Raw genomic sequence first — 22,903 nt, 5'->3', positions numbered from 1 at the left:
CAGAGGATGTCGTTTGAAATTTTCAGTATAGTCGCACAGGCGATATGGATCGTCGCCTTTCTCGGTTTCCTGTTCTTTGCATTCTACATGCATTTCCTCGTCAGACCGTTCCGCCACGACACCCTGTTCGACCGCGATGACGAGCATTACGGGTTCAACCTCAAGGTTCTGGGTTTCTTCGTGATACTGCTTGTGAGCGGTTTTGTTCTGTTCGCTTGACCGGATGCGCGATCATGGGCGCCCCTACCGAATGGCGTTCCCTAAACCACCACCTCCAGCGCCTCCTGCTCGCCCACCCCGAACACTCGCTTATAGCGCGCAATCTCGTCAATAGGCCCCATGGCCTTGCGCGGGTTGTCGGAGAGTTTGACCGTGGGGCGGCCATTGGCCGAGACGGCCTTGCAGACCAGTGAGAAGGGCGCGAGCGCGTCATCGGGGGTGAGGCCGCGGAAGTCGTTCGTGAGCAGCGTGCCCCAGCCGAAGGACACACGGACGCGGCCATGAAACTGATTGTGAAGCGCCATGATCTTTTTCTCGCCCAGCCCGTCGGAAAAGATGATGAGCTTCTGCATCGGATCCTCGCCGCGCTCTTTCCACCAGCGGATCGCGGTTTCGGCGCCTGTGGCCGGGTCGCCGCTGTCGATGCGGATGCCGGTCCACCCGGCGAGCCAATCGGGCGCGTTGGCCAGAAACCCTTCGGTTCCGTAGGTGTCGGGCAGGATGATCCGCAGGTTGCCGTCATGCTCTTCGTGCCAGTCGCTGAGCACGTCATAGGGGGCACGGGCCAGTTCCTCGTCGGTGTCGGCCAGCGCGGCATAGACCATCGGCAGTTCATGCGCGTTGGTCCCGATCGCCGCGAGGTCACGGTTCTTGGCGATGAGGCAATTCGAGGTGCCGACGAATTTCTGGCCCAACCCCTCGGTCATGGCCTGCACGCACCAGTCCTGCCAGAGGAAGGAGTGCCGCCGCCGCGTGCCGAAATCGGCGATCCGCAGGTCGGGCACGGGGCGCAGCCTCTCGACCTTTTCCCAAAGCTTGGTCATGGCGCGGGCATAAAGCACCTGAAGTTCGAATTTGCCCATGCCGCCGGTCACCGCGCGCGAACGCAGTTCCATGATCACCGCAAGCGCCGGTATTTCCCACAGCATGACCTCGGGCCATTTGCCTTCGAAGGTAAGCTCATACTGACCGTCGCGTTTCTCAAGGTGGTAGGGCGGCAGGCGCAGAGCCTCGAACCAGTCCATGAACTCGGGCGTGAACATCTGTCGCTTGCCATAGAAGGTGTTGCCGCGCATCCAAGTGGATTCGCCCCGCGACAGTGACAGCGAACGGATATGATCAAGCTGTTCGCGCAATTCGCCTTCGTCCACCGTGTCTGCCAGACGGATGGATTTGGTCCGGTTGATCAGGCTGAAGGTGACATGCGTGTCGGGTTTGTTGCGAAAGACCGACTGGCACATCAGGAGCTTGTAGAAGTCCGTATCAATCAATGAGCGGACGATCGGGTCGATCTTCCAGCGGTGGTTGTGGACGCGGGTGGCGATATCGACCATGGGCGAGCCTTTCGGAACTGTGCCAAGCGGTTAAATCAAAGGGGGCCGGGGGGCGCAAGGCGGGTCATCTTCGGCCACGCCAAAGCAGGAAGAGCCCCGAGGCCACGACGATCGCGCAGCCGACGAGCATCATCGCATCGGGGCGTTCCCCGAAAATCAGCATGCCCAGCCCCAGACCGAAGAGCAGGCGGGTATAGCGAAAAGGTGTCACGACCGACACGTCGCCGGTGCGCATCGCCCACATGAGCGCGTTATAGGCAAAGACGCCGGTCAGAATGGCGCCGGTCATTGCCAGCGCCGCATCATATGCAGGCATCACGAAGGCGCGCCCTTCCCACATGGCATAGAGCCCACCCGCGAGGATGATCGTCACAAAGCCGTAGAGGCCCAGAATCCGCGTGCTGAGCGTCAGGGGCGCCGCGCGGCTGGCAAGGTCGCGCCCGGCAAAGCCCAGCATGCCGATCACCGCAAGCAGCGACAGCGCGGAAAAGCTTTGGCCCAAGGGGCGCAGGATCACCAGCACCCCGAGAAGCCCGACGATGATGGCCGCCCAGCGCCGCCAGCCCACCTTTTCACCAAAGACGAGCACCGCCCCCAGCACCACGACGATAGGTGTCGCCTGAAGGATTGCGGTGGCCGAGGAGAGCGGCGTGAGGGCGATGGCCAGAGTGTAGAAGAGCCGCCCTGTCAGTTCGAACCCGACGCGGACCCGCATCGCCCGTGAGCCGACACCCGCAGTCACGAGCCGTTCGCCCCGCGCCGCCGCCAGCCCCGCAAATAGCAATGCGCCACCGGCCCCGAACATCACGAGGATCTGCGCGATGGGAAGCGTCACGGCGGCATGTTTGAGAAAGGTGTCCTCGATGGCGAAGCCTGCCATGGCGGCGACCATCCACAGGGCACCTACGGCGTTGGCACGGGCGGCGAGAGCGGGGCTTGTGGTCACGGCGGGCGGTCCTGATGCGGGCGGACGGCGTGCCCGCCCCGCCGTGGTAGCCGCCAACGACCGGGGAGCGCAACGCGGAAAGCCCCGCAAAGGCGTGTTCAGATATCCTCGGCGCCGGACTCGAGGAGCGCGCGCAGGCCACTTCGATAGTCGGGGTGGATCAGACGCACACCCAGTTCCTCTTTGATCAGGTCGTTTCGCACACGCTTGGATTCGGCATAGAAGCTGCGCGCCATGGGGGTCATCTCGGCCTCCTCGAAGGGCACGGCGGGCGGCACGGGCAGGCCCAAAAGCCGGGCGGCGTGTTCGATCACGTCCTCGGGCGGGGCGGGATCGTCATCACACAAGTTATAGACCGCGCCGGGCCGGGGACGGGCGATGGAGGCGGCGAGCACCTGCGCGATGTCGTCGACATGGATGCGCGAAAAGACCTGCCCGTCTTTCACGATGCGCCGGGCGGTTTGCCGGCGCACCTTCTCAAAGGGCCCCCGGCCGGGTCCGTAGATCCCGGCGAGGCGGAAGATATGCAGCGGCAGGTCCGGGATGGCCTGCCAAGCCACCTCGGCCTTGGCGCGCGCGCGGCCCCGCGCCGTCGAAGGTGAGAGCACGGTGTCCTCGTCCACCCATCCGCCAGCGTGATCGCCATAAACCCCGGTGGTCGACAGATAGCCAACCCAAGTCAGGCGCGGCGCGGCAGCGCGGATCGCGGCGAAGTGGCGTGCGAGAACCGGATCGCCCTCGGGTCCGGGCCCGGCGGAACTCAGGATATGCGTCGCGCTTTGGAGGGCGGTGTCGACCTCGGGACTATCCCACAAGACGGGCTGAACACCCTCTGCCGCGATCGCGCTTGACTTGGCCGCATCGCGCGTTGTGCCGATCACGGACCAGCCCTGCGGCACCAACAAGCGCGCGAGGGCCCGCGCCGAATAGCCGTGACCAAAGCTGAGCAATGTGCCTGTCATTGGCTGTCAAGCGGTCTTGAGGCGACCCACGCATAACCATTGTCGCAGAGCACATAAACCTCGCGCAGGCCGTGGGGCTTGTCGGTGGGGTCTTGAAGGATCATCGCGCCGCGGGCCGTCGCGCGGGCGGCCACATCGTCGGGGTCTGTGTCATAGAGGCGAAACTCGGCCCCGCCGCCCCGCGCGCCCGCCTCGGGCACAAGCGACAGAAGCGGGTTTTCGGCATAGGTGCCATCGCTGTGAAGCTGAAACACCTGCTGGCCATAGGTCATGATGGCGAAATCACGGCTGAGGCGATGCGCTTTCATGTCGAAGATATCGCAGAGGAATCGTGCCTGTGCCTCGACGTCACGCACGAGGATATTGAGCCCCAGACCGCGTAGCGAAGCACCAAAGGCTTCGGGGCTGACCGTCTCGTAGTCCAAGGGCGTCTCCCGTGTCTTGAGACGCCAGCTTGATCCCGCCCCGAAGCCGTGTCAACCTGCCCAAGCATCACGGACAGGCCCCCACATGACCAATTCCCGCACCGCGCCCCAGAGCCTTACGCCCGACGTGTCAGCCCCCGAGGCTTTCGATGACGCGGGCGCGGCCGTGGACCGGCTTGTCACGCTTTATGAACAGGCGGTGACCTTTCTGAGGGACGAGTTCACCGACGCCATTTCCGGCAAGGTGCCCGGCCGCCGTATCCGGGCCTTTTATCCCGAAATTCGCATCACGACCGCCAGTCACGCACAGGTGGACAGCCGCCTGAGCTTTGGCCATGTGGCGGCGCCGGGCATCTATGCCACAACGGTCACACGGCCCGACCTGTTTCGCGACTATCTCGAGCAGCAGATCGGCCTTTTGCTACGCAATCATAAGGTGCCGGTGGTGATCGGGCAGTCGACCACGCCTATGCCGGTGCATTTCGCCGTGGCGGGGGATGAGGCTCTGACCGTGCCGCATCAGGGGGCCGCGCCTTTTACGCTGCGCGATCACTTCGACGTGCCGGACCTTGCCACCACGAATGACGATATCGTCAATGGCACGCATATTCCCGAAACCAACGCCGCCTTGCCTCTCGCGCCTTTCACCGCCCAGAGGATCGATTATTCCCTGGCCCGATTGTCGCATTACACCGCGACCGATCCGGGCCATTTTCAGAACCACGTCCTTTTCACCAACTACCAATTCTATGTTGAAGAGTTCGAAACCTTCGCCCGGGCCATGCTGTCCGATCCCGACAGCGGGTATGACAGCTTTGTCGCGACCGGCAACTCCGAGATCACCGACCCCATGTCGGATATCGCGCGGCCTGCGAAACTCCCGCAAATGCCGGCCTATCACCTGAAGCGGCCCGACCGGTCGGGGATCACCCTTGTGAATATCGGGGTGGGGCCGTCCAACGCCAAGACGGCGACCGATCATATCGCGGTGCTGCGTCCGCATGCCTGGGTGATGGTGGGCCATTGCGCGGGCCTGCGCAATTCTCAGTCGCTCGGGGATTTCGTGTTGGCCCATGCCTATCTGCGCGAGGACGGCGTGCTTGACGCCGATCTGCCGGCATGGGTGCCCGTGCCGGCACTGGCCGAGATACAGATCGCGCTGGAACAGGCCGTGGCGGCGGAAACACGGCTTGAGGGATATGACCTCAAGCGAGTGATGCGCACCGGCACCGTGGCCAGCTTTGACAACCGCAACTGGGAATTGCGGGACCAATCCGGCCCGGTGCAGCGCCTGAGCCAATCGCGCGCGATCGCGCTGGACATGGAAAGCGCCACGATTGCCGCCAACGGCTATCGGTTCAGGGTGCCGTATGGGACGCTTTTGTGCGTATCCGACAAACCGCTGCATGGTGAATTGAAGCTTCCCGGCATGGCGTCGGACTTCTACAAAACGCAGGTTGCGCGGCATTTGATGATCGGAATCCGCGCGATGGAGGCCTTGCGCGACATGCCACTTGAACGGATTCACAGCCGGAAACTACGCTCATTTGACGAGACAGCCTTTCTCTAACGTATCCCCAAAAAGCTGCGCAACAGGTTTTTCTCGGAACGCTTTAGGCGCGCGCGCGGGTCCTGCTCCGATCCGCGCGCGTCCTGTCGCAAAGCTCAGGCTCGGTTGGCCACCGCGATCGACTTGCGGGGGTCGTAGAACGGCCGCTCGGCCACCCGCGCGGTCATTTCGCCGGAATGGCGCGCCACGCTCAGTTCCGTGCCAAGCCCGGCGCACTCGACCGACACCATGGCCAGCGCGATGTTCTTCTGCAGACGCGGCGAGTAAACCGCCGAGGTCACCTTGCCCACGGCCTCGCCCTCATGGAACACTGTCCAGAACGCGGTGTTCGGCCCCTGCAACGGGTCGCAGTCCAGGATCAGCCCGACCTGCTTGCGCGAAACCCCGTTGTCGCGGATCCGCTGCAGCGCGAACTTGCCGATGAACTCAGCATCCATGTCCAGGTTGCACAACCGGTCCAGACCCAGCTCGAACGGGTTGGTCGTGGTGTCGGCATCGGCGTGATAGGACAGCATCCCGCCCTCGATCCGGCGAATGCTGGAGGTATGGCCGGGCTTCAGGCCCAGGGGCAGACCCGTGGCCATGATCCGCTCCCACAGCGCATCGCCGTAGGCGCCGTCGCGCAGGTAGATTTCGTAGCCCAGCTCGCTCGACCATCCGGTGCGCGACACGATCAGAGGGATTCCGTCCAGCTCAAGTTCGCGCAGCCAGTAATAGCGCAGGTCCATGATCTCGTCACCGAAAAGCGCGCGCATGATCTCGCCCGACTTCGGCCCCTGCAACTGCAGCGGCGACACGTCCGGCTCGGTGATCTTGACGTTGAGCCCGGAATGCACCGCCACGCCCTGCGCCCAGAGCAGGATGTCGCTATCGGCAAGCGACAGCCAGAAATGGTTTTCGGCAAGGCGCAGAAGGATCGGATCGTTCAGGATGCCGCCCTCGCCATTGGTGATCAGCACGTATTTGCACTGGCCGACCGCCATGTTCGACAGATCGCGCGGCGTCAGCATCTGGGTAAAGCGCGCGGCATCCGGGCCGGTGATCTCGACCTGACGCTCGACGCCGACGTCGCACAGGATGGCGTCGTTCACTAGGTTCCAGAAATTCTGTTCCGGATCGCCGAAATCGCGTGGAATGTACATGTGGTTGTAGACCGAAAACCCCTGAGCGCCCCAGCGAACTGTGGCGTCGAAATAGGGCGATTTGCGAATCTGCGTACCAAAGCCGAACTCCTGCGTTTGCATCATGTCATCCTCCCGTGATGTGCGCGTCGACCGAAACATCGGGCGCGTCGATGTCCCCTTCACATAGCGCCTATTTTTTTGACACACAGCCTGAACAGGAGGCGCTTTAAAGACCGGACAGGCTATCTTTTCCGGGAAAAGAGGACCAAATGGTCCTAATGCCTCAGCGGACCTTCGATGCGGCCAGATTCGCAAGGTTGGGTTGCTGCGCCTTGATCAGGCGGGTGACGAAATACGTCGTGTAGCGGTCGATCGCGATATCCGCGGCAAGCAGATCCTCCATCAGCGCTTGAAACGCCTCCAGATTCTTCACCACGACCGTCATCACGTAATCTATCCCGCCGCCCGTGGCGACGCAGTTGATGATTTCGTCCCGGGTCCTGATATGCGCCTCGAACCGGTCGAAATCGGTCTTGCGGTGATGCGTCAGCCCCACCGTCACGACCACCCGCGTGACATCGACCACGCGTTCCAGCTCGATATCCGCGTGATAGCCCCGGATATAACCTGCCTCGCGCAGCCGGGTCAGCCGCGACCAGCACGGCGTGGCCGACAGGTTCACCAGCTCGGCAAGCTTTGTCTTGCTCAATTGCCCGTGTTTCTGAACGGCACTGAGAATACGGATATCGGACGGATCAAGCCCTTGTTTGTCTCGCATGATGCCCTCCCAAAGCGCCACCGCTGCACGTTCGATATGTTTCAAATAGCGAAGCTAGCACGTCTTTTCCGGTCCGCTATAGCGCAGTAGCAGAGAAAGGCTGTCCCGCAACCGCGCGAAACGGGCCGAAAACGGCAAAAATACCCTTATTTTGTTACACTGTTTGTTGTGTTCACCCACGATATGCAGTTAACTCCCGGTCATGAGGCCCAAGAAACGGGCAGTTGAAGGAGACCATAAAATGGCAAAACCGATGACCAAATCTCAGCTTTCCGCGGCTCTGGCCGAAGAAATGGGCAGCGACAAGAAATCCGCAGCCGCCGCGCTTGACGCCGTCTGCGCGGTGATCACCCGTGAAGTTTCGCAAGGCGGTGCCGTGACCCTGCCCGGCGTTGGCAAAATCTATTGCCGCGAGCGGCCCGAGCGCATGGTCCGCAACCCCGCCACGGGCGAGCAGATCAAGAAGGAAGCTGACAAGGTGGTCAAGATGACCATCGCAAAAGCACTCAAGGACAGCGTCAACGAGTGATCAGCTGATCCCTTACCGAGTTTCGAAGCCGTCCTGTGTGGGCGGCTTCTTTTATTTGGGCCGAGATTGATGTAAGCGCGAATGGAAGCGTCAGATGACGTATCCGACCGAACCACGATATCCCGGACCCGTTCCATGCGCGCCCAACCACATCCCATGCAGGACGCCAGACTTGAAACCCTGCGTCGCTACGACATTCTCGACACCCCGCGCGAGGCGGATTTCGACGATATCGTCTCGCTTGTCTCGCGGATATGCGAGGCGCCCATCTCGGTGGTCAACCTTATCGACATCGACCGGCAGTGGTTCAAGGCCGAGGTCGGCTTGGGCGTGCGCGAGACGCCGCTTGAAACCTCGATCTGCTCGCATGTCATTCTGGAGGGGGATTTCATCGAAATCCCCGACACGCTGGCCGATCCGCGCATGGCGGACAATCCGCTGTGCCTCGGAGATCCGGGTCTGCGCTTTTATGCTGGCGCGCGACTTGTGGCGGCCAATGGGCTTCCTCTTGGAACGCTCTGCGTGCTCGATCATGAACCGCGCGCCCTGACCGAGATTCAGCGCGACACGCTCAAAGTTCTGGCACAGCGCGTCATGAGAGAGTTGGACCTGCGCCGCGCGCTCAAGGCCGCCGACACGTTGCGATCCGAAATCGACCACAGGGTCAAGAATTCGCTTCAGACCATAAGTGCCGTGGTGCGGCTGCATGCCCGCAAAATCGTCCAAGAAGACGCGCGCGAAGCGTTGACCGCGGTGGAACGCCGCATCGAGGCCGTCGCCGCGCTACATGCCGAATTACAGACGGCGACCGAGCATGACAAGATAGACATGGGTGCGTATCTGCCGCGCATAGGCCAATTGATCAAACGGACAGCGCCCGCGCATGTCACCGTGTCGGTCGAGACGGAAAACATCATGCTTGGCGCGACCCAAGCCGCCCAAGTCGCCGTGGTAATGACCGAGTTCGCGGCCAACAGCATCAAGCATGGCTTTCCAGACCAGCGGGCCGGAACCGTTCGCTTCCGATTTGGGCGGGCCGAGGGTGGAGAGATCGCCTTGCGGTGTGAAGATGACGGCGTGGGTTCGGCCGCGCGCCCATCGGAGGACGCGATCTCCACCGGCATCGGCTTGGACATCGTCGACGCCGCCGCCAGCACATTGGGCGCGACGCTGAACAAGGATCTGACCGAGGCAGGCAGCCGCATGACCCTGCGTTTCGCGGGCGCCTAACCCCGCTTTCCAATACTGCACCGCTATGGCATGACACTCCACACATGGGTGAAAGGCATTCTTTGGACATTCGCGCGATCATCATGGGCGTGGCCTTTGCGGTCATGTGGTCCTCGGCCTTCACCTCGGCACGGGTGATCGTGGCACATGCGCCGCCGGTCAGCGCGCTGGCGCTGCGGTTCCTTATCTCCGGGCTGCTTGGGGTTCTGATCGCGCGGATGATGGGACAGAAATGGCGGCTCACCCCTATGCAATGGCGCGCCACGATCATCTTTGGCATCTGTCAGAACGCGCTCTATCTGGGTCTTAACTTCGTCGCGATGCAGACCATCGAGGCGTCGCTTGCCGCGATCATCGCCTCTACGATGCCGCTTCTGGTGGCGCTGGCGCTGTGGCTCTTTATGGGAGAGCGCATCACCCCAATGGCCATCGGCGGCTTGGTCGCGGGCCTTATCGGGGTGTCGATCATCATGGGCAGCCGGATTTCGAGTGGTGTCGATCTTTACGGCCTCATGTTGTGCGTGGCCGGGGCGATCGCGTTGACTGTGGCCACGTTGATGGTGCGAGGGGCCACGTCGGGCGGCAATCACCTCATGATTGTGGGGTTGCAGCTGTTGGTGGGCAGTTTCGCGCTGGCCGTCGTGGCCGCCGGCACCGAGACGCTTGTCATCGACTGGAGTTGGCAGCTCGTGGTTGCGTTCCTTTACACCACGTTGGTGCCCGGGCTTGCCGCGACGCTGGTCTGGTTTCACCTTGTCGACCGGATCGGCGCGACGCGGGCTGCAACGTTCCACTTCCTCAACCCATTTCTGGGGGTGGCCATCGCCGCGCTTTTCCTCGGCGAGGCGCTTGGGATCGCGGATCTTGCCGGTGTGGCGGTGATCATGGCGGGGATCCTCGCCGTGCAGGTCTCGCGGCAGCGAAAGGTGAGCGCAAACCCGCCCTGATCGCGCGCCGCCCCCTGCGCATTTCCAAAGCGTTTCGCCTTTAACCTGAGGCATCAGCGAAAGGTGAAACCGCTTTAGCGCAACCCGTCCTCGCCCTTGACCTCGGTCACCGACAGCCCGCCCATGCGGGCATGAATGCGGCCGCCGCGGCTCATCGCGAGAACGAGCAACAATTCGTCGGCGCGCGGCCCGTCCGGGAGCGACACTTCCATCGCGTCAAAATGGCTGCGTACGTAGGCGGCGTTGATGTGGCCGAGGGGCACATCGAGGGTGGAGCCCGGACCACCCTGTTTCATGGCCGATGGCACGATGGCCTTTGCTTCGCCCAGCCTTTGGCGCATCGCATAGCCCCCCGGCACATGCCAGAGCGCTGTATGCTCAAGCTCTCCGCGCTCTCCGCACATTGCGGCCTTGCCATAGCCATCGATACCGTTGATGCCGCCCATCGCCTTGATGAGCGCGTCAGTCATCATCAGGCCCAGCGGCTTCAGGTCATCCATGGCCGATTGAAGATCCTCGGCATAGGTTCCGGCAAAGGGATTGGCGACCAGCGCCGCCACGGCGGCGCGGCGGCGCTGGTCGCTCGGGATGGGGCCGCCATCGTGAACGATATCCTCGATGAATGTCATGGTCTTGCGCAGGGCGAAATCAGGCATGGGTCAAATCCGGTTGTTGCGGTGATGATGGAACGGCAAGCCCGCCGATGGTTCGCATCTCGGGACCAAGCCCAAGGGCTGCGCCATGGATCAGGCCGCGGGCGCGACAGGTTTCGGCAAAGCGCGCGCCATGGTCGAGTGCGACCGTGATTTCGGATCGTGAAAGCGCGCCGACATGGGTTGTGACGGGGCGGTCCCCCAGATCGCTGTCGGGGGAGGCGTCGGACGCTGGCAAGCGCGTGATCGCGGGGTGACCCGGCAGGTCCACGGCGTTGCAGATAAGCGTTGCGGCGGCGTCGGCGGCTCCGGCGCTGTGCGCGAGGACGGTAACACTGTCGGCGATGCCAAGCGACTGGCTTCGACCGCGCCAGCCCGAGGTCGCGACACCGCGCACCTGATCAGCATGAGTCAACTCGACGCACCCGCCCGCCATGGCCACACGCATCGTCGTGCCGGGGCCGAGGTGGAGCGCGATGTCACCGCCGTTGTTCACGTAGGCGCGTGTGATCTCCGGCCCCTCACGGATCGCGGCCAAGATCGTGTCGGCCCCGGCCCCCGCCACCGCGGCCATGGGCGTTACGAACCGATCTTCAAACGGCTGGACCGCGCGCACCATCGCACGGGCCGTTTCGCCGCCGGGCATAGGCCCATGGGCCGCGCGCAGGCGGGGCAGGTCGTCAACCAACTCCTGAAGCAGGGTCGCAAAGCGGTGTGAGGCCCGCCGAAATCCGGCCTCGCGCCCCGGCCCGTCGATGCCGAGGATCATATCAATGGGCCCGTGATGCAGATGCAAACGCCCACCCGAGAGCCACGTGGCCTGTGCGCTATTCATCGCGCTTGCCCTTGACCATGCGCACATCGCTTCCGTATTCGCCGCCCTTTTCGACAATGTCCGCGACGCTTCGCACCGCGTCGTCATGCCCGCCAAGGCGGCAATAGGCCTCATGCGGGAGGGTGAATTCAAGGGGGGCGACCAGTGCCGGCGTGGGCACGTATCCAAAAGAGCCTTCGGGCATCGCGGTCACGTCCACCATCAGGGTGATCCCGCCGCCGGGCCAGACATAAACATCGGCCCCACCGCAGGTCACGCGGGTTTCGCCGGATTGCACCGATCGGGTCAGCAGCACGGGATTTCGCGTCACGCCAGACCGCAGAGAGCCACCGGCCCCCGCCTGAAACATCACCGTGCAAAGGGCGGGTTCGCAATTCTGCGCGATAAGGTCGACAGACGCCTGCAAGATTTCGGGCATCTTGGCGGGCTGTGGCACGAGGTCATCATCCAAGATGTAATAGGCCGCGTGTTCGCCGGTGGTCGAGACCATGAGAAGCGTGAGACCGGGCCGCGCGCCCTTTTTCCCAAGCCATGGGTTGAGGATCGTGAGAGGGTCGTCGATGTCGGTCCCACCCCAACCGCGCCCCGGACCGGCCACCTGAAAATAGCGGCCCGGGGTCGAACGGCGGCCTTTGATCCGGATGCCGGTATCGGGCCAGTCGAGAACCTTGCCCGCCTGATGTTCGCTCACCACGCCGGTGATGTGATCGTCCACCACGACCACATCGTCCACATGACCCTGCCACTGGCTTGCGAACATGCCGATGGCGGCCGAGCCACAGCCGACGCGCATACGTTCTTCGCGCTTGCCGTTCACGATCGGCGCACAGCCCGCCTGCACGGTCACCGGCGCCCCGCCATCTATGTCGAGATCCACTGCCGCACCCTGACACAGGCGCAACAGCGCATCACAGGTGGTGCGGCCTTCGGACTTGGACCCACCGGTCAAGTGATCGACCCCCCCCAGCGAAAGCATTTGTGAGCCGTATTCCGAGGTGGTCACATGACCCACCACTTCGCCTTCGGCGCGCACGGCCGCGGCCTCTTCGCCAAGGTGCCGGTCGGTGTCGATCTTCACCTTGACGCCACAGTAAGAGAAGATCGCTTCGGTCACGACCGTCACGGTATCGGCGCCCGCGATCTCGCGGCTGACGATGAAAGGGGCGGGCTTGTAATCGGGATAGGTGGTGCCCGCGCCAACGCCACTCACGAAGACGTCCTCGCCCGAAAGGCTGCCATCCCAGTCGGCGGCAAGGAATGGCCGCACCTCACCCCCGGCGCCCAGGCGGCGGTCCAGAATTGTAATGGGATCACAGCGGACGATCTGTCCGCCGACATTGCCATAGCGATCACAGGCCCCAACCTTGCCATCGGCGATATAGCACATGACGGGGCAGGCATCGCAGCGAATTTTCTCTTCCCGAACACGGTCAGCCACGGTTTTACTCCTTCATCGCCGCAAGCACCCGGTGCGGCAAGGCGGGAAGCCGCGTGACCAGCGCACCGGTCGCGTGGCGGATGGCATTGAGGATCGCGGGCGCTGTGGGGATCAGAACATGCTCGCCCAGACCTTTGGCGCCCATCGGGCCTTCGGGGTCCGGCACCTCAACGAAAATCGTCTCTATTTCGGGCATATCGCCGGTTGTCGGGATAAGATAGTCATGTAGGTTCTCGGTCCGGCCGGGAATGAATTCTTCCATCAGGGCAAGGCCGATACCTTGTGCGATGCCGCCCTGCACCTGCCCTTCGGCCAGCATCGGATTGATCACCCGGCCAAGGTCATGCGCGGCGGTAATGCGGGTGACCCGCGTGGTGCCAAGCGTGGCATCCACCGCGACCTCGGCCACCTGCGCGCCATACCCGTAGACGGCATAGGGCGCGCCCTGCCCGTTCTCATCAAGCGGTGTCGTGGGCGGATCGTAGGTTTCCTCAACGCTGAGGACATAGCCGTGTTCATCGGGGGCAAGCCCTGCAAGCGGGATGCGCTGTTGGGTTTGCGGGCCGTCCGAAACCGTGATTGCCCCGTGTTCGAGCCTGATTTCGGCATCCGCGCCCATGTTGGCGCGCCTCAGTATCTCGGCCCTAAGGGCCTGCCCGGCCAGCATCGCGGCCTTGCCGGTCACATAGGTCTGACGCGAGGCCGATGTCTTGCCGCAATCGGGGGTGCGGGCGGTATCGGGACCGATGAGGGTGAAAAGATCGACAGCCAATCCCAGCGCATCCGCACATATCTGGGTGATGACCGTGTTCGAGCCCTGCCCGATATCGGTGGCGCCCTGATGCAGGACAAGCTGCCCCTCGGGGGTGATGCCGACGCGGACGGTGGATGGATTGGGAAGCGCGGTGTTGCCGCACCCATACCAGCAGGACGCGATGCCGACCCCGTGCCGTAGCGATCCGCCTGCGCGGTTCGCAGCCTCGGCCCGGTCAAGTGCGGCCTGCCACGGACCGGCGAGGACCTCGAGACAGGCGGAAATACCGACCCCCTGAAGGGCTTGGCCGCAGGGTGTGCTCTCTCCGTCACGGAGCGCGTTGAGACGCCGAAAGGCAAGACGGTCCAGCCCGGCCTGATCGGCCAGCGTGTCAAAAAGCGTTTCCTGCATGATCGCAGCCTGCGGCACGCCAAAGCCCCGGAATGCGCCCGAACTGGCCTGATGGGTGTGAATGGCCCGCGCCTCGGCGTGATAGGCCGGCATGTAGTAGGGCCCCGAGCCATGCACCGGCACACGGCCCGCCACGGTCGGGCCCCAGCTTGCATAGGCACCGGTGTTGAAATCGCCGTCAAAGACCATGCCAGTCAGCCGCCCTTCGGTGTCCACACCGGCACGCGCCGTCATACGCGCCGGGTGCCGCTTGGTGGTCGAGGCCATGGATTCAGACCGGGAAAAGACCATGCGCGCGGGCCGCCCTGTCTTGAGACTCACGAGGCCGATCAGCGGTTGCAGCGACAGGTCGAGCTTGGACCCGAAACCGCCGCCCGCCGCCGCCGGAATGATCCGCACGCGATGTCGATCGAGCCCGAGAACCTTGGCGGTATCATCGCGGTCCATTGCCGGGGCCTGCGTGCAGGCCTGAATGACGAGCGTATCCCCATCCATCCACGCCGCGCCGGCCTCGGGTTCGATATAGGCATGCTCGATATAAGGGGTTTCCATCGTGCCGCTGGCCACATGCGCGGCTTGGTCAAGCGCCGCCTCGGCCTCACCGCGCACCACGCGACCTGTGATCAGAATGTCGTCAGAGCGGTTTTCATGCACGGGGCCGTCGGGCATTTTGGTCCATGTGACCGGAAGGCTATCCATATCCAGCGCCTCGATCACCTCGGGCGGCCCCGCGACGATCGCGACGGCCTCACCGCGCAGGCGCGCGTGTGCCTCGGCAATGGCGGGCTGATCCGCGAAAGGCGGAATGACGCCAAACCGGTTTTCGCCGGGAATGTCGGCGGCGGTGAAAACCTGCACGCCTTGCGCCTTGGCCCAACTGTCAAGGTCGCCGAAGGTAAAGCGCATGGGCGCATCGGGGGCACGCAACGCCCGCACAAGAAGCGCATCTTCGGGGATGTGATCGGCGCCGAAAATTTCGGTGCCTGCCACCTTTTTCGCCCCATCGAGCCGTTCGATAGATTTGCCCACAGCCTCTCCGGCGCGGGGCGTCGGGCCGGCCCTTGATCCGGCAGCATCCAACACCGCATCGATGATCTTGGCATATCCCGTGCAGCGACAGAGCACCCCGCCCAGCGCCTCTTCGACATCGGCCCGGCCGGGGCACGGATTATCCTCGAGCAGCGCCACCGCAGCCATCAGCATGCCCGGTGTGCAGATCCCGCATTGCGCAGCCCCGTGGCGCAGGAACGCACGTTGCAGAGGGTGATCGCGCAGATCCTCGACCGTGCGCACCGTCCGCCCGGTCACCTGCGCCACCGGTGTCAGGCAGGCACAGACCGGCGCGCCGTCGATCAGCACGGTGCACGCCCCGCAATCGCCCGCATCACAGCCCACCTTGGTGCCACGCTGCCCCATTTCGTCGCGCACGACTTCGGACAGGCGCCGCGTGGGGGCGGCAAGGCTTGTGCGCGGGGTGCCGTTGAGGACAAAGGATATCACATCGGCCTGTCGATTCATGCCGCGACCCCCTGCCCTGCGAGCATGTCATCAACCGCGCGTTGGATCAATTCGACCGCCGCGTGAGCGCGATAGCCCGCATCGGCGCGAATATCGTCGATGGGGGCGAGAGAGCGCGTCACCATGTGGGGCGCGATGACCGGCCTGCGCGCCACGTCCTGCCCGATCAGCGCCGCCTCGACCTCACTCAGGCGCCTTGCCACCGCGCTACACGCGCCGACGGCGACCGCGGCCCCGGCGATGCGCCCCTCTTCGACCGTCAGCCGCGCGGCCACCATGGCGATGGAAATAACCAGATAGCGTCGCGCGCCCAGCTTCAGAAAACGCGACTGCCCTGTCGCCGCATGGGCGGGCACCGTGATCGCGACCAGCAATTCAGAGGGCGCCAGCGCGGTCTTGCGCGGCCCGGTCAGGAAGTCGGTCAGCGGCAGAACCCGCTCACCCCGGCCCGAGGCCAGACGCACCGACGCGTCAAGCGCCATGAGGCATGGCACCCCGTCGGCTGCGGGTGAGGCGTTGCAAAGATTGCCGGCCACCGTTCCCGCCGCCTGTATCTGGGCCGAGCCGACTTCGCGCGCCGCCGCCTTGAACATATCGAATGCGGGCGGCAACGGCGCCGCGATCACGTCGCGCCACGTGGTGGCGCCCCCGATATGCCAATCCCCGTCTTCGGTCATCGAGATTCCGCGCAATCCTTGGATTGCCGTCACATCCAGAACAGGCCCGGTCAGATCGCGCCGCGAGGTCGCCGGGAACAGATCGGTACAGCCTGCGGCCACTGTGGCGCCGGTCTCGTCCAGAAACCGTAGCGCATCGGTCAGCGATGTGGGCCTCATATACACCCGGTGTTTCCCCTCTTGCTTTTGCTCGGCCAAGCCTGCGCCCGCGTGCCGAGCCCTGTCAACTGGAGCCTCGTGGCGTCAGCCGGGCAAACAGGGTTGCACCGCACGGTCACACCCCGACGTAGCGGTCCACGATGGAATGATCCGCCCTGAGCACCTCCGCCGACAGCACCTCGCCGTTGCGACCATTTTCGATGAAGGCGACGCGGTCTGCCACCGAGAGCACCGCGTCGACCCGCTGTTCGACCAGCAGGACCGCGACACCCTGATCCCGCATTCGCACGATCACCTGCCGGATCGCCTCAATCATCGAAGGCTGAAGCCCCTCGGTCGGTTCATCGAGCAAGAGCGCCTTGGGCCGCAGGCAAAGCGCCCGCGCCGTGGCAAGCATCTGTTGCTCGCCCCCCGAAAGGGTTTCGGCCCGTTGCGTCATGCGTTCGCGCAGCCGGGGGAACAGGCTCAATACCTCCTCACGCACCGCCGCGCCGCTGTTGCGGGCGGCAAGCCCGATCTCGAGGTTCTGGGCCACCGTGAGCCCGGTAAAGAGCCTCCGGCCCTGTGGAATATAGCCCAGCCCGCGCCTTGGCACCTCGTGGACGGGCAGCGCGCTTACGTCCTCGCCATCCAGCGTGACGCGCCCCGACATGAGCGGCAAAAGACCCATGGTCGCCTGCATCGTCGTGGTCTTGCCCGCGCCGTTGCGGCCCAAAAGGCACAGAATCTCGCCCGCGTTTACCTCGAGCGACAGATCGCGCAACACCTGTGCGCGGCCATATCCGGCGTTCACCCCCTCGAGCCTGAGCATCATCCTGTCCCCAGATAAGCGGCCTGAACATCCGCGTTATGGTGAATTTCATCCGGCGTGCCATGGGCCAGCACCTCACCGAAATTGAGCACGGTGACGCGGTCCGCGAGTTCCATCACGACGCTCATGTTATGTTCGATAAGCAGGATCGTCGTATCTCCGGCCAGTTCGCGCACCAATCCCTTGAACCCGGCGATCTCCGCATCCGACAGGCCCTGTGTCGGTTCATCTAGGATAAGCAGCCGCGGCGATTGCACCAGCCCCATCGCGATCTCGAGAAGGCGCTGATGGCCATAGCTCAGATCCCCGGCTTCCTGATCAATGCGGTCGGCCAGACCGACCCGCGCCAACGCCGCCTCGACCGCCGGGCCGGTCTCGGCCGGGCGCATGTGGCGCCGGGCGGCAAGCGCGACGTTCTCGCGCACATCGAGCCCGGTGAAGACCGACGTGATCTGAAACGTATAGGCCATCCCGGCCATGATCCGCTTGTGCGCGGGCAGTCCGGTGATGTCGCGCCCATCGAACGTCACGCGGCCCGCGCTTGGCACGATCCGGCCACAGATCATGCCCACGAGGGTGGTCTTGCCCGCGCCGTTCGGACCGATCAGGGCGCGCACCTCACCCTGGGGCAGGTCGAAATCCACGTTCTCGACCGCCGAAAGGCCGCCAAACTGTTTGCTCAGCCCCTGTGCCGCCAGAAGACTCATGGCAGCCCCTTCCACAGGCGGCGGCGCAATTCACCCATCAGGCCCTGCGGCGCAAAGAGCGTCAGCAAGACAAGCACGACACCGGCGATGAGCATATGCGCCGTGGTGATGCCCGAGGCGAGGTCAATCAGGTAAAACATGAAAAGCGCCCCCACGAAGGGGCCAAGAATCGTGCCCGCCCCGCCCAGAAGCACGTAAAGAAGCGGCAGGATCGAATGTGGCACGGCGGCAAAGCTTGCGCCCACATATCCGAAAAGGATGCCATAGGCCGCCCCCGCCGCCGCCGAGATCGTGCCCGATATGACCATCGCACCCATTTTATGCGCCCACGTGTCATAGCCGAGCATGCGCACGCGCTCTTCGTTCTCGCGAATGGCGATGAGCGTGCGCCCGAAAGGTCGCCGCACAAGCCGCAGCGAGACAAGCAGACAGACCGCGAAAAGCGTGAGCGCCGCGAAATACCGGTTGGCCGGATCGCTGAGATCGAACCCCCAAAGCACCCGGTCGGCGGCCTGAATGACGAACCCCTCGTCGCCGCGGGTCCACTCCCCGAAATACAGGATCGTGAGATAACCCGCCTGCGCGAACATGAGCGTGACGATCATGAAGGCGACACCCGAGGTTCTGAGCGCCAGAAGCGCCAGCGCGAAAGACACGAGCGCCCCCGCCAACACCCCGACGCAAAGCGCGATGGCCGGTGACAGGCCGGCATGGCTTACCGCGAGACCCATGCCATACATCCCTGCCGCGAAAAAAAGCGCATGCCCGAGGCTCAGCAGGCCGGTATAGCCAAAGAGCACGTTATAGCCGATCGCATAGGTCGCCAGCACCATGATCCGCGCGAGATTGCCATGGTGATAGGGCGGCAGGACGAAATGCAGCGCGAAAAGCACCACCAGCAGGCCCAGATGCAGGCCCAGAGCGCGCCCGCCCATGCTCATGTCGTTCTTGTCCCGAACAGGCCCTGTGGCCGGAACACCAACACCAGCCCCACCAGCAACGTCGCGAGGATTTTCGAAAGTGTAGGAGTGGCGTCGATTTGTATTTCGGGAAAAATCAACCCGACGAGTGCCGGCAAAAGCACTAACACTAGGCTATCTGACAGCCCAATGAAGATTGCTGCATATATTGTCCCCTTCAAACTCCCTAACCCACCGATGATGACAACAACGAATGCAAGTAACAGCGGGCTCTCTCCCATCAGGTAATGCGCCTGCTGAATGGGCACGATCAGCACCGCCCCCAGCGCCGCAAGCCCCGCGCCGATCCCGAAGACCAGCGCATAAACCCGCTCCACAGGGATGCCGAAAGCCAGCGCAATGTCGCGGTCCGCCTGCGTTGCGCGCATCAGCAACCCGATCCGCGTCCGCGCCATCATCGCCCACACGCCGCACAGCACCGCGCCCGCCGCAAAGATCACGAACAGCTTGTAAGAGGTGATGCTCCACCCCCAGGGCTGCGCCATGCCAAACAGCGTCTCGAGCCAGTCGAACCAGGGCAGCTCGATCCGTGTATTGAACGGCGCCTCCACCGGCCGCGCCTCGGGCCCATAGGTCATCAGCGTCACCTGCTGAATGATGTAAAGCAGCCCGATCGTGGCGACGATGGTGCGCTCGGGGTCATAATCTATACGCTTTAGTATGGTCATGTCCGCCGCCACGGCAATGCCTCCCACGATCAACGGCGCGATCACCAAGGCGGCGACGAAGCCCACCGCCGGATGCCCGCCCAACAACTGCGCCACGTACCAGGCGATCACCGCGCCCAGCATGAAAAACTCGCCATGCGCAATATTCACCACCCGCATCACGCCGAAGACAAGACTGAGGCCCACGGCGGTCAGCGCCAGCACCGCCGCCGTCACCGCGCCTTCCAGCGTGGCGAGGATAAGATGGGGTCCGAATTCCATTGCGTCCCGCTCACCTGTCGGGCGTCACGCCCGGTCCCGCTGTCGCGATCCGAGTATTCTTGGACCATTGAAAGTCGCGAGTTTGGCGCTTCCAATGGTCTTCGAATACCCAAATCCCGGCGTTTCAATTCATCAGAAGCTTTGGGTCGTGTAGTCCACTTCGTCGGGGTAAAGCGTGTCTTCGATTGATGTCGTGTGAACCCGCTTGAGCATCTTGCCCTCGACCCGGCTGATATACTGATGGCCAAAGACCTGATGCGTCTTGCCGTTGAACCGCTTGGCACCCTGCGGGTGTTCACGGCTTTCAGGCATGTCGGTCATCGCTTCCACCGCCTGAATCAGCGTGGCCCGATCCTTTGGTCCCTTGTAATCCGCGGCCTCCATACCGGCCTTGATCACATGCAGCGTTTCCCAGCAGCCGAACATATGCGCGTAGGTCGAGACATCCGTCGGATCCGACAATGAGGCCCCCCGGTCATCGACACCCACCGCCGCGCGGTAGAACTTGTCGTGTTCGCTCTGGTCGGGCTGCGCGTGGCGCGGGTTGCCCTCCCAAAGATATGTGCCATCAAGATATTCGAGTCCGGGGCTTGCGATATCCACCGCCTCGAGGCTGTCGATGAAGCCGAACATCTCGGGGCGCTGCGGCCCGAAGAATTCGCCCAGTTCCTTCACGAAGGTCAGCACCGCAGGCCCGACCATCACGTGATAGAGTACCTCGGTCTCGCGCGGGATCTTGGGGAAATACTTGGTGAACGACGTCTCCGCGGGCGGGATCGCGATATGGGCGAGCACCTCGCCCCCCTGTGCCTCGATGGCCTGCGTAAAGAAATCCCGATGATCATGCCCGAAGGCGAAATCGGGAAAGACCATCGTGACCTTCTTACCAAGGTTCTCGGCCACGTAGGGCGCCATCGCTTGCACCTGGCTTTTCACATCCGTGATACCGGGCTGAAGCGTATAGCGGTTGAGCATGCCGCTGGCGACGTGGTGACCTTCGGATACGACGAAATAAGGCAGCTTCAGTTCGCCCGCACGCGGGGCGGAGCCGATGACCACATGGCTGAAGAGGGTGCCGAACCCCACGTCACAGCCATGCTGATTTGCGAATTTCTCAACCACCTCGGCGCCACGCTTGGGATCTGTGCCGTCATCTTCGGCGACGATCTCGACCATGCGGCCATTGATGCCGCCATTCTCGTTGATGAGCTTCGTCGCCGCTTCGGTCGTGCGCCCATACCAGCGCCCATAGGCCGCCCCGATGCCGGTGCGATGCACCTGAAAGCCGATCTTGATCGGCTCGGACGTGCTGGCCTGTGCATATCGCGCCCACATCGGCAGCGCCGCCGCACCCGCACCTGCGGCCAGTGTTTTCAAAGCGCCGCGGCGCGTGGTTCCCTTGGCGTCATGTGTCATTTCACAGCCCTCCCGAGTTTTTTGCTGCCGCGATCCTGCGAGGCCGCGCCTCTTTTGTCCAGTGTTTTGGCAGGATCACATGCCACGGGGGCTCGCCAGAAGCCAAAGGCCGAAGAAAGTATAGGCCACCATGAACAGCGCGAGCGGCAGTTGGCTCAGCACAGCGCGGCGCGTGCCGCCCAGAAGGCGCAGCGCCAGCGCGTGCGCCATGAGAATGGCGATAACATGCCCCGCCACAACGACCCCAGCTTGGCTAAGCCAGATCACCTTGACCGGGCCCGGCGTGTTGAGAAAGCCGGTTGTCACACGAAGCCCGTCACCGCCCAGAGCGCGTGACAGCGCCGAGAGCACATATTGCCCGTCCACCAGAAAACTCGTGAGGTAATGCGCGATATGATAGGCAAGTGCGATGGGCAGGATCGACGGCGCGAAAACCCGCATCGCCCGGCCCAGCGGCACGCCCCCGCCCGCGATGGTGATCCCCGCGCGAAGTGTGACCGCAAAAACCAGTATCAGAGCCGCATTTGACGCCAGCAACCCCCATAGTGTCGGCGTGATCACGGCGGACCGGCCCGGAAATTCCAGTGGGTTGATATCCAGCAGGCCAAGCCACCAGAACGTCTCGTTGAGGCCGTCGAAACTTCCGGTGCCCAGCAGCAGCAGCACGAAAAGCGCAAGCCCCGCCGACATGGTGCGTGCAGGGCGCAGGAGCTTCCAGCCGGGCAGGCCCAAGGCCACGCGGCCACTGGCCCGACCAATGATCGACATGCCAGCATAACTGCGCATCAAAACAGTCACAAACTCGGCCCGAAGGAGCCATTTTGGCCCAAAAAGCATCACCGCCGCAAGTGTGCCAAGCCAGTAACAGCCCACCACCCAGGAAAGCCGTGCGGGATCCGCGGGCGCGGGATCGGCCAGCAGAAAGGCCCCGAAAGCCACGAAGCCTCCAAGCGCCGGCAAGTGGCCAAGCGCGCGCGGATAGCGCAGCGGTGCGCGCTCTCCGGTCATCCGGGCCATCAGCGCAGCCGGGCCGGTCCACGGGTTGAGCCAGCGCCAGACATCCACGATCAGCCCCTGCACCGAGACGAGCGCGATCCACCAGACCACCCAGATCGCCAGCGGCAGCGGATTGGCCAGCGGGTCGCGCGGCCCGGTGAGGCCGGTCAAGATCAGCCACAACAGAGCTGCGGCCGCCAGCCCGCTGGTCACATGGCGCAGGGCCGGCCGCATCGCGGGCCAGAGCGGTGCCGGACGGAAAAGCGCATGGCTCAGCCCTTCGGGCAGCACCGCCAGAAGCAGCAGGGTCAGCGCCACGCTGATGACACCGGCGGATATGTAGATATCGGTAGGCAACAGCAGGACGAACCCCTGTTCCGACGCATGCGCCAGAGCCGACCCCGCCCCGAGGCACAGAATGACCGTGGCCCAGATCATCTGTCGCATGTTCATGTCTCCTCCTGCCTTGGCAGAGACCTTATGCGGCCTGCGCGGTCGAACGCAACGAGAGGCGTGCGTTGACAATCGCGCGCCTCTGGCCAAACTCTGCACGAG

22 protein-coding genes are annotated in these 22,903 nt (G+C 63.7%); 5 read left to right on the top strand and 17 right to left on the bottom strand.

Annotated elements, in window-relative coordinates:
* The first annotated feature begins 6 nt into the window (after positions 1 to 6).
* Positions 7 to 219 (top strand): hypothetical protein, encoded by a 213-nt coding sequence (locus tag V8359_RS09450; protein ID WP_336428507.1) that lies wholly within the window; start codon positions 7 to 9, stop codon positions 217 to 219.
* 41 nt (positions 220 to 260) lie between these two features.
* Here the strand turns inward: V8359_RS09450 and pncB are convergent, their stop codons facing one another.
* From pncB to V8359_RS09430, 4 genes are all read right to left on the bottom strand, one after another.
* On the bottom strand, positions 261 to 1,553 hold the full coding sequence (gene pncB / locus V8359_RS09445; protein ID WP_336428505.1) for a nicotinate phosphoribosyltransferase: 1,293 nt from the start codon (positions 1,551 to 1,553) through the stop codon (positions 261 to 263).
* A 64-nt stretch (positions 1,554 to 1,617) separates the two neighbouring features.
* Complete coding sequence (locus V8359_RS09440) at positions 1,618 to 2,445, bottom strand: DMT family transporter (protein ID WP_336428629.1); 828 nt, start codon at positions 2,443 to 2,445, stop codon at positions 1,618 to 1,620.
* Positions 2,446 to 2,597: 152 nt separating this feature from the next.
* Positions 2,598 to 3,461: an SDR family oxidoreductase gene (locus tag V8359_RS09435; protein ID WP_336428503.1), complete on the bottom strand. Its 864-nt coding sequence runs from the start codon at positions 3,459 to 3,461 to the stop codon at positions 2,598 to 2,600.
* Complete coding sequence (locus tag V8359_RS09430) at positions 3,458 to 3,886, bottom strand: VOC family protein (RefSeq protein ID WP_336428501.1); 429 nt, start codon at positions 3,884 to 3,886, stop codon at positions 3,458 to 3,460. Before V8359_RS09430 ends, V8359_RS09435 begins: the two co-directional genes overlap by 4 nt.
* Before the next feature lie 85 nt (positions 3,887 to 3,971).
* Here V8359_RS09430 and V8359_RS09425 point away from each other — a divergent pair, with 85 nt between their 5' ends.
* A complete protein-coding gene (locus V8359_RS09425) occupies positions 3,972 to 5,456 on the top strand; it encodes an AMP nucleosidase (protein ID WP_336428500.1) in 1,485 nt (494 codons plus the stop codon).
* Between the two features lie 95 nt (positions 5,457 to 5,551).
* Here the strand turns inward: V8359_RS09425 and V8359_RS09420 are convergent, their stop codons facing one another.
* Positions 5,552 to 6,703 carry a glycine cleavage T C-terminal barrel domain-containing protein gene (locus V8359_RS09420; RefSeq protein WP_336428498.1) on the bottom strand — a complete coding sequence of 384 codons (1,152 nt, stop codon included), beginning with the start codon at positions 6,701 to 6,703 and terminating at the stop codon, positions 5,552 to 5,554.
* A 160-nt stretch (positions 6,704 to 6,863) separates the two neighbouring features.
* Positions 6,864 to 7,358 carry an Lrp/AsnC family transcriptional regulator gene (locus tag V8359_RS09415; protein ID WP_336428497.1) on the bottom strand — a complete coding sequence of 165 codons (495 nt, stop codon included), beginning with the start codon at positions 7,356 to 7,358 and terminating at the stop codon, positions 6,864 to 6,866.
* 241 nt (positions 7,359 to 7,599) lie between these two features.
* Between V8359_RS09415 and V8359_RS09410 the strand changes: the two genes are divergently transcribed.
* The 3 genes from V8359_RS09410 to V8359_RS09400 all read left to right on the top strand — a co-directional run bounded on the left by V8359_RS09410 (position 7,600) and on the right by V8359_RS09400 (position 10,064).
* A complete protein-coding gene (locus tag V8359_RS09410; RefSeq protein WP_336428496.1) occupies positions 7,600 to 7,887 on the top strand; it encodes an HU family DNA-binding protein in 288 nt (95 codons plus the stop codon).
* Positions 7,888 to 8,022: 135 nt separating this feature from the next.
* Complete coding sequence (locus tag V8359_RS09405; protein ID WP_336428495.1) at positions 8,023 to 9,117, top strand: sensor histidine kinase; 1,095 nt, start codon at positions 8,023 to 8,025, stop codon at positions 9,115 to 9,117.
* A gap of 62 nt (positions 9,118 to 9,179) precedes the next feature.
* Entirely contained in the window at positions 9,180 to 10,064 is an 885-nt protein-coding gene (locus V8359_RS09400) for a DMT family transporter (RefSeq protein ID WP_336428628.1), read from the top strand.
* A gap of 74 nt (positions 10,065 to 10,138) precedes the next feature.
* Here the strand turns inward: V8359_RS09400 and V8359_RS09395 are convergent, their stop codons facing one another.
* From V8359_RS09395 to V8359_RS09345, 11 genes are all read right to left on the bottom strand, one after another.
* Positions 10,139 to 10,720, bottom strand: a complete 582-nt coding sequence (locus tag V8359_RS09395) for an amino acid synthesis family protein (protein ID WP_336428494.1) — start codon at positions 10,718 to 10,720, stop codon at positions 10,139 to 10,141.
* Positions 10,713 to 11,552, bottom strand: a complete 840-nt coding sequence (locus V8359_RS09390) for a UPF0280 family protein (protein ID WP_336428493.1) — start codon at positions 11,550 to 11,552, stop codon at positions 10,713 to 10,715. The genes V8359_RS09395 and V8359_RS09390 overlap by 8 nt, the downstream gene beginning before the upstream one ends.
* Positions 11,545 to 12,939 carry a 6-hydroxynicotinate reductase gene (locus V8359_RS09385; RefSeq protein ID WP_336428627.1) on the bottom strand — a complete coding sequence of 465 codons (1,395 nt, stop codon included), beginning with the start codon at positions 12,937 to 12,939 and terminating at the stop codon, positions 11,545 to 11,547. The genes V8359_RS09390 and V8359_RS09385 overlap by 8 nt, the downstream gene beginning before the upstream one ends.
* A 55-nt stretch (positions 12,940 to 12,994) precedes the next feature.
* Positions 12,995 to 15,673 carry a molybdopterin-dependent oxidoreductase gene (locus tag V8359_RS09380; RefSeq protein WP_336428492.1) on the bottom strand — a complete coding sequence of 893 codons (2,679 nt, stop codon included), beginning with the start codon at positions 15,671 to 15,673 and terminating at the stop codon, positions 12,995 to 12,997.
* A complete protein-coding gene (locus V8359_RS09375; RefSeq protein WP_336428626.1) occupies positions 15,670 to 16,509 on the bottom strand; it encodes an FAD binding domain-containing protein in 840 nt (279 codons plus the stop codon). Before V8359_RS09375 ends, V8359_RS09380 begins: the two co-directional genes overlap by 4 nt.
* Positions 16,510 to 16,624: 115 nt before the next feature.
* A complete protein-coding gene (locus V8359_RS09370; RefSeq protein WP_336428625.1) occupies positions 16,625 to 17,320 on the bottom strand; it encodes an ABC transporter ATP-binding protein in 696 nt (231 codons plus the stop codon).
* Complete coding sequence (locus tag V8359_RS09365) at positions 17,320 to 18,027, bottom strand: ABC transporter ATP-binding protein (RefSeq protein WP_336428491.1); 708 nt, start codon at positions 18,025 to 18,027, stop codon at positions 17,320 to 17,322. Before V8359_RS09365 ends, V8359_RS09370 begins: the two co-directional genes overlap by 1 nt.
* Positions 18,024 to 18,968, bottom strand: a complete 945-nt coding sequence (locus V8359_RS09360) for a branched-chain amino acid ABC transporter permease (protein ID WP_336428490.1) — start codon at positions 18,966 to 18,968, stop codon at positions 18,024 to 18,026. Before V8359_RS09360 ends, V8359_RS09365 begins: the two co-directional genes overlap by 4 nt.
* Positions 18,965 to 19,936, bottom strand: a complete 972-nt coding sequence (locus V8359_RS09355; RefSeq protein ID WP_336428489.1) for a branched-chain amino acid ABC transporter permease — start codon at positions 19,934 to 19,936, stop codon at positions 18,965 to 18,967. The genes V8359_RS09360 and V8359_RS09355 overlap by 4 nt, the downstream gene beginning before the upstream one ends.
* 132 nt (positions 19,937 to 20,068) lie before the next feature.
* Positions 20,069 to 21,352 carry an ABC transporter substrate-binding protein gene (locus tag V8359_RS09350; RefSeq protein ID WP_336428488.1) on the bottom strand — a complete coding sequence of 428 codons (1,284 nt, stop codon included), beginning with the start codon at positions 21,350 to 21,352 and terminating at the stop codon, positions 20,069 to 20,071.
* 75 nt (positions 21,353 to 21,427) lie between these two features.
* Positions 21,428 to 22,795: a hypothetical protein gene (locus V8359_RS09345; RefSeq protein WP_336428486.1), complete on the bottom strand. Its 1,368-nt coding sequence runs from the start codon at positions 22,793 to 22,795 to the stop codon at positions 21,428 to 21,430.
* Positions 22,796 to 22,903 lie beyond the last annotated feature (108 nt).

This window comes from Roseovarius sp. E0-M6 (assembly GCF_037083845.1).
Classification (GTDB): domain Bacteria; phylum Pseudomonadota; class Alphaproteobacteria; order Rhodobacterales; family Rhodobacteraceae; genus Roseovarius.
The sequence above is the reverse complement of the archived record's forward strand: the minus strand, read 5'-3'. Positions and strand labels throughout refer to the sequence as shown.

Bases quoted from the DNA above. Each gene is read 5' to 3' on its own strand.
- pncB (WP_336428505.1), bottom strand. From the start codon at position 1,553: ATGGTCGATATCGCCACCCGCGTCCACAACCACCGCTGGAAGATCGAC.
- V8359_RS09415 (WP_336428497.1), bottom strand. From the start codon at position 7,358: ATGCGAGACAAACAAGGGCTTGATCCGTCCGATATCCGTATTCTCAGT.
- V8359_RS09370 (WP_336428625.1), bottom strand. From the start codon at position 17,320: ATGCTCAGGCTCGAGGGGGTGAACGCCGGATATGGCCGCGCACAGGTG.
- V8359_RS09420 (WP_336428498.1), bottom strand. From the start codon at position 6,703: ATGATGCAAACGCAGGAGTTCGGCTTTGGTACGCAGATTCGCAAATCG.
- V8359_RS09405 (WP_336428495.1), top strand. From the start codon at position 8,023: ATGCGCGCCCAACCACATCCCATGCAGGACGCCAGACTTGAAACCCTG.
- V8359_RS09395 (WP_336428494.1), bottom strand. From the start codon at position 10,720: ATGCCTGATTTCGCCCTGCGCAAGACCATGACATTCATCGAGGATATC.
- V8359_RS09410 (WP_336428496.1), top strand. From the start codon at position 7,600: ATGGCAAAACCGATGACCAAATCTCAGCTTTCCGCGGCTCTGGCCGAA.
- V8359_RS09360 (WP_336428490.1), bottom strand. From the start codon at position 18,968: ATGAGCATGGGCGGGCGCGCTCTGGGCCTGCATCTGGGCCTGCTGGTG.
- V8359_RS09390 (WP_336428493.1), bottom strand. From the start codon at position 11,552: ATGAATAGCGCACAGGCCACGTGGCTCTCGGGTGGGCGTTTGCATCTG.
- V8359_RS09345 (WP_336428486.1), bottom strand. From the start codon at position 22,795: ATGCGACAGATGATCTGGGCCACGGTCATTCTGTGCCTCGGGGCGGGG.
- V8359_RS09450 (WP_336428507.1), top strand. From the start codon at position 7: ATGTCGTTTGAAATTTTCAGTATAGTCGCACAGGCGATATGGATCGTC.
- V8359_RS09380 (WP_336428492.1), bottom strand. From the start codon at position 15,673: ATGAATCGACAGGCCGATGTGATATCCTTTGTCCTCAACGGCACCCCG.
- V8359_RS09350 (WP_336428488.1), bottom strand. From the start codon at position 21,352: ATGACACATGACGCCAAGGGAACCACGCGCCGCGGCGCTTTGAAAACA.
- V8359_RS09425 (WP_336428500.1), top strand. From the start codon at position 3,972: ATGACCAATTCCCGCACCGCGCCCCAGAGCCTTACGCCCGACGTGTCA.
- V8359_RS09375 (WP_336428626.1), bottom strand. From the start codon at position 16,509: ATGAGGCCCACATCGCTGACCGATGCGCTACGGTTTCTGGACGAGACC.
- V8359_RS09435 (WP_336428503.1), bottom strand. From the start codon at position 3,461: ATGACAGGCACATTGCTCAGCTTTGGTCACGGCTATTCGGCGCGGGCC.
- V8359_RS09365 (WP_336428491.1), bottom strand. From the start codon at position 18,027: ATGAGTCTTCTGGCGGCACAGGGGCTGAGCAAACAGTTTGGCGGCCTT.
- V8359_RS09355 (WP_336428489.1), bottom strand. From the start codon at position 19,936: ATGGAATTCGGACCCCATCTTATCCTCGCCACGCTGGAAGGCGCGGTG.
- V8359_RS09440 (WP_336428629.1), bottom strand. From the start codon at position 2,445: ATGGTCGCCGCCATGGCAGGCTTCGCCATCGAGGACACCTTTCTCAAA.
- V8359_RS09385 (WP_336428627.1), bottom strand. From the start codon at position 12,939: ATGTGCTATATCGCCGATGGCAAGGTTGGGGCCTGTGATCGCTATGGC.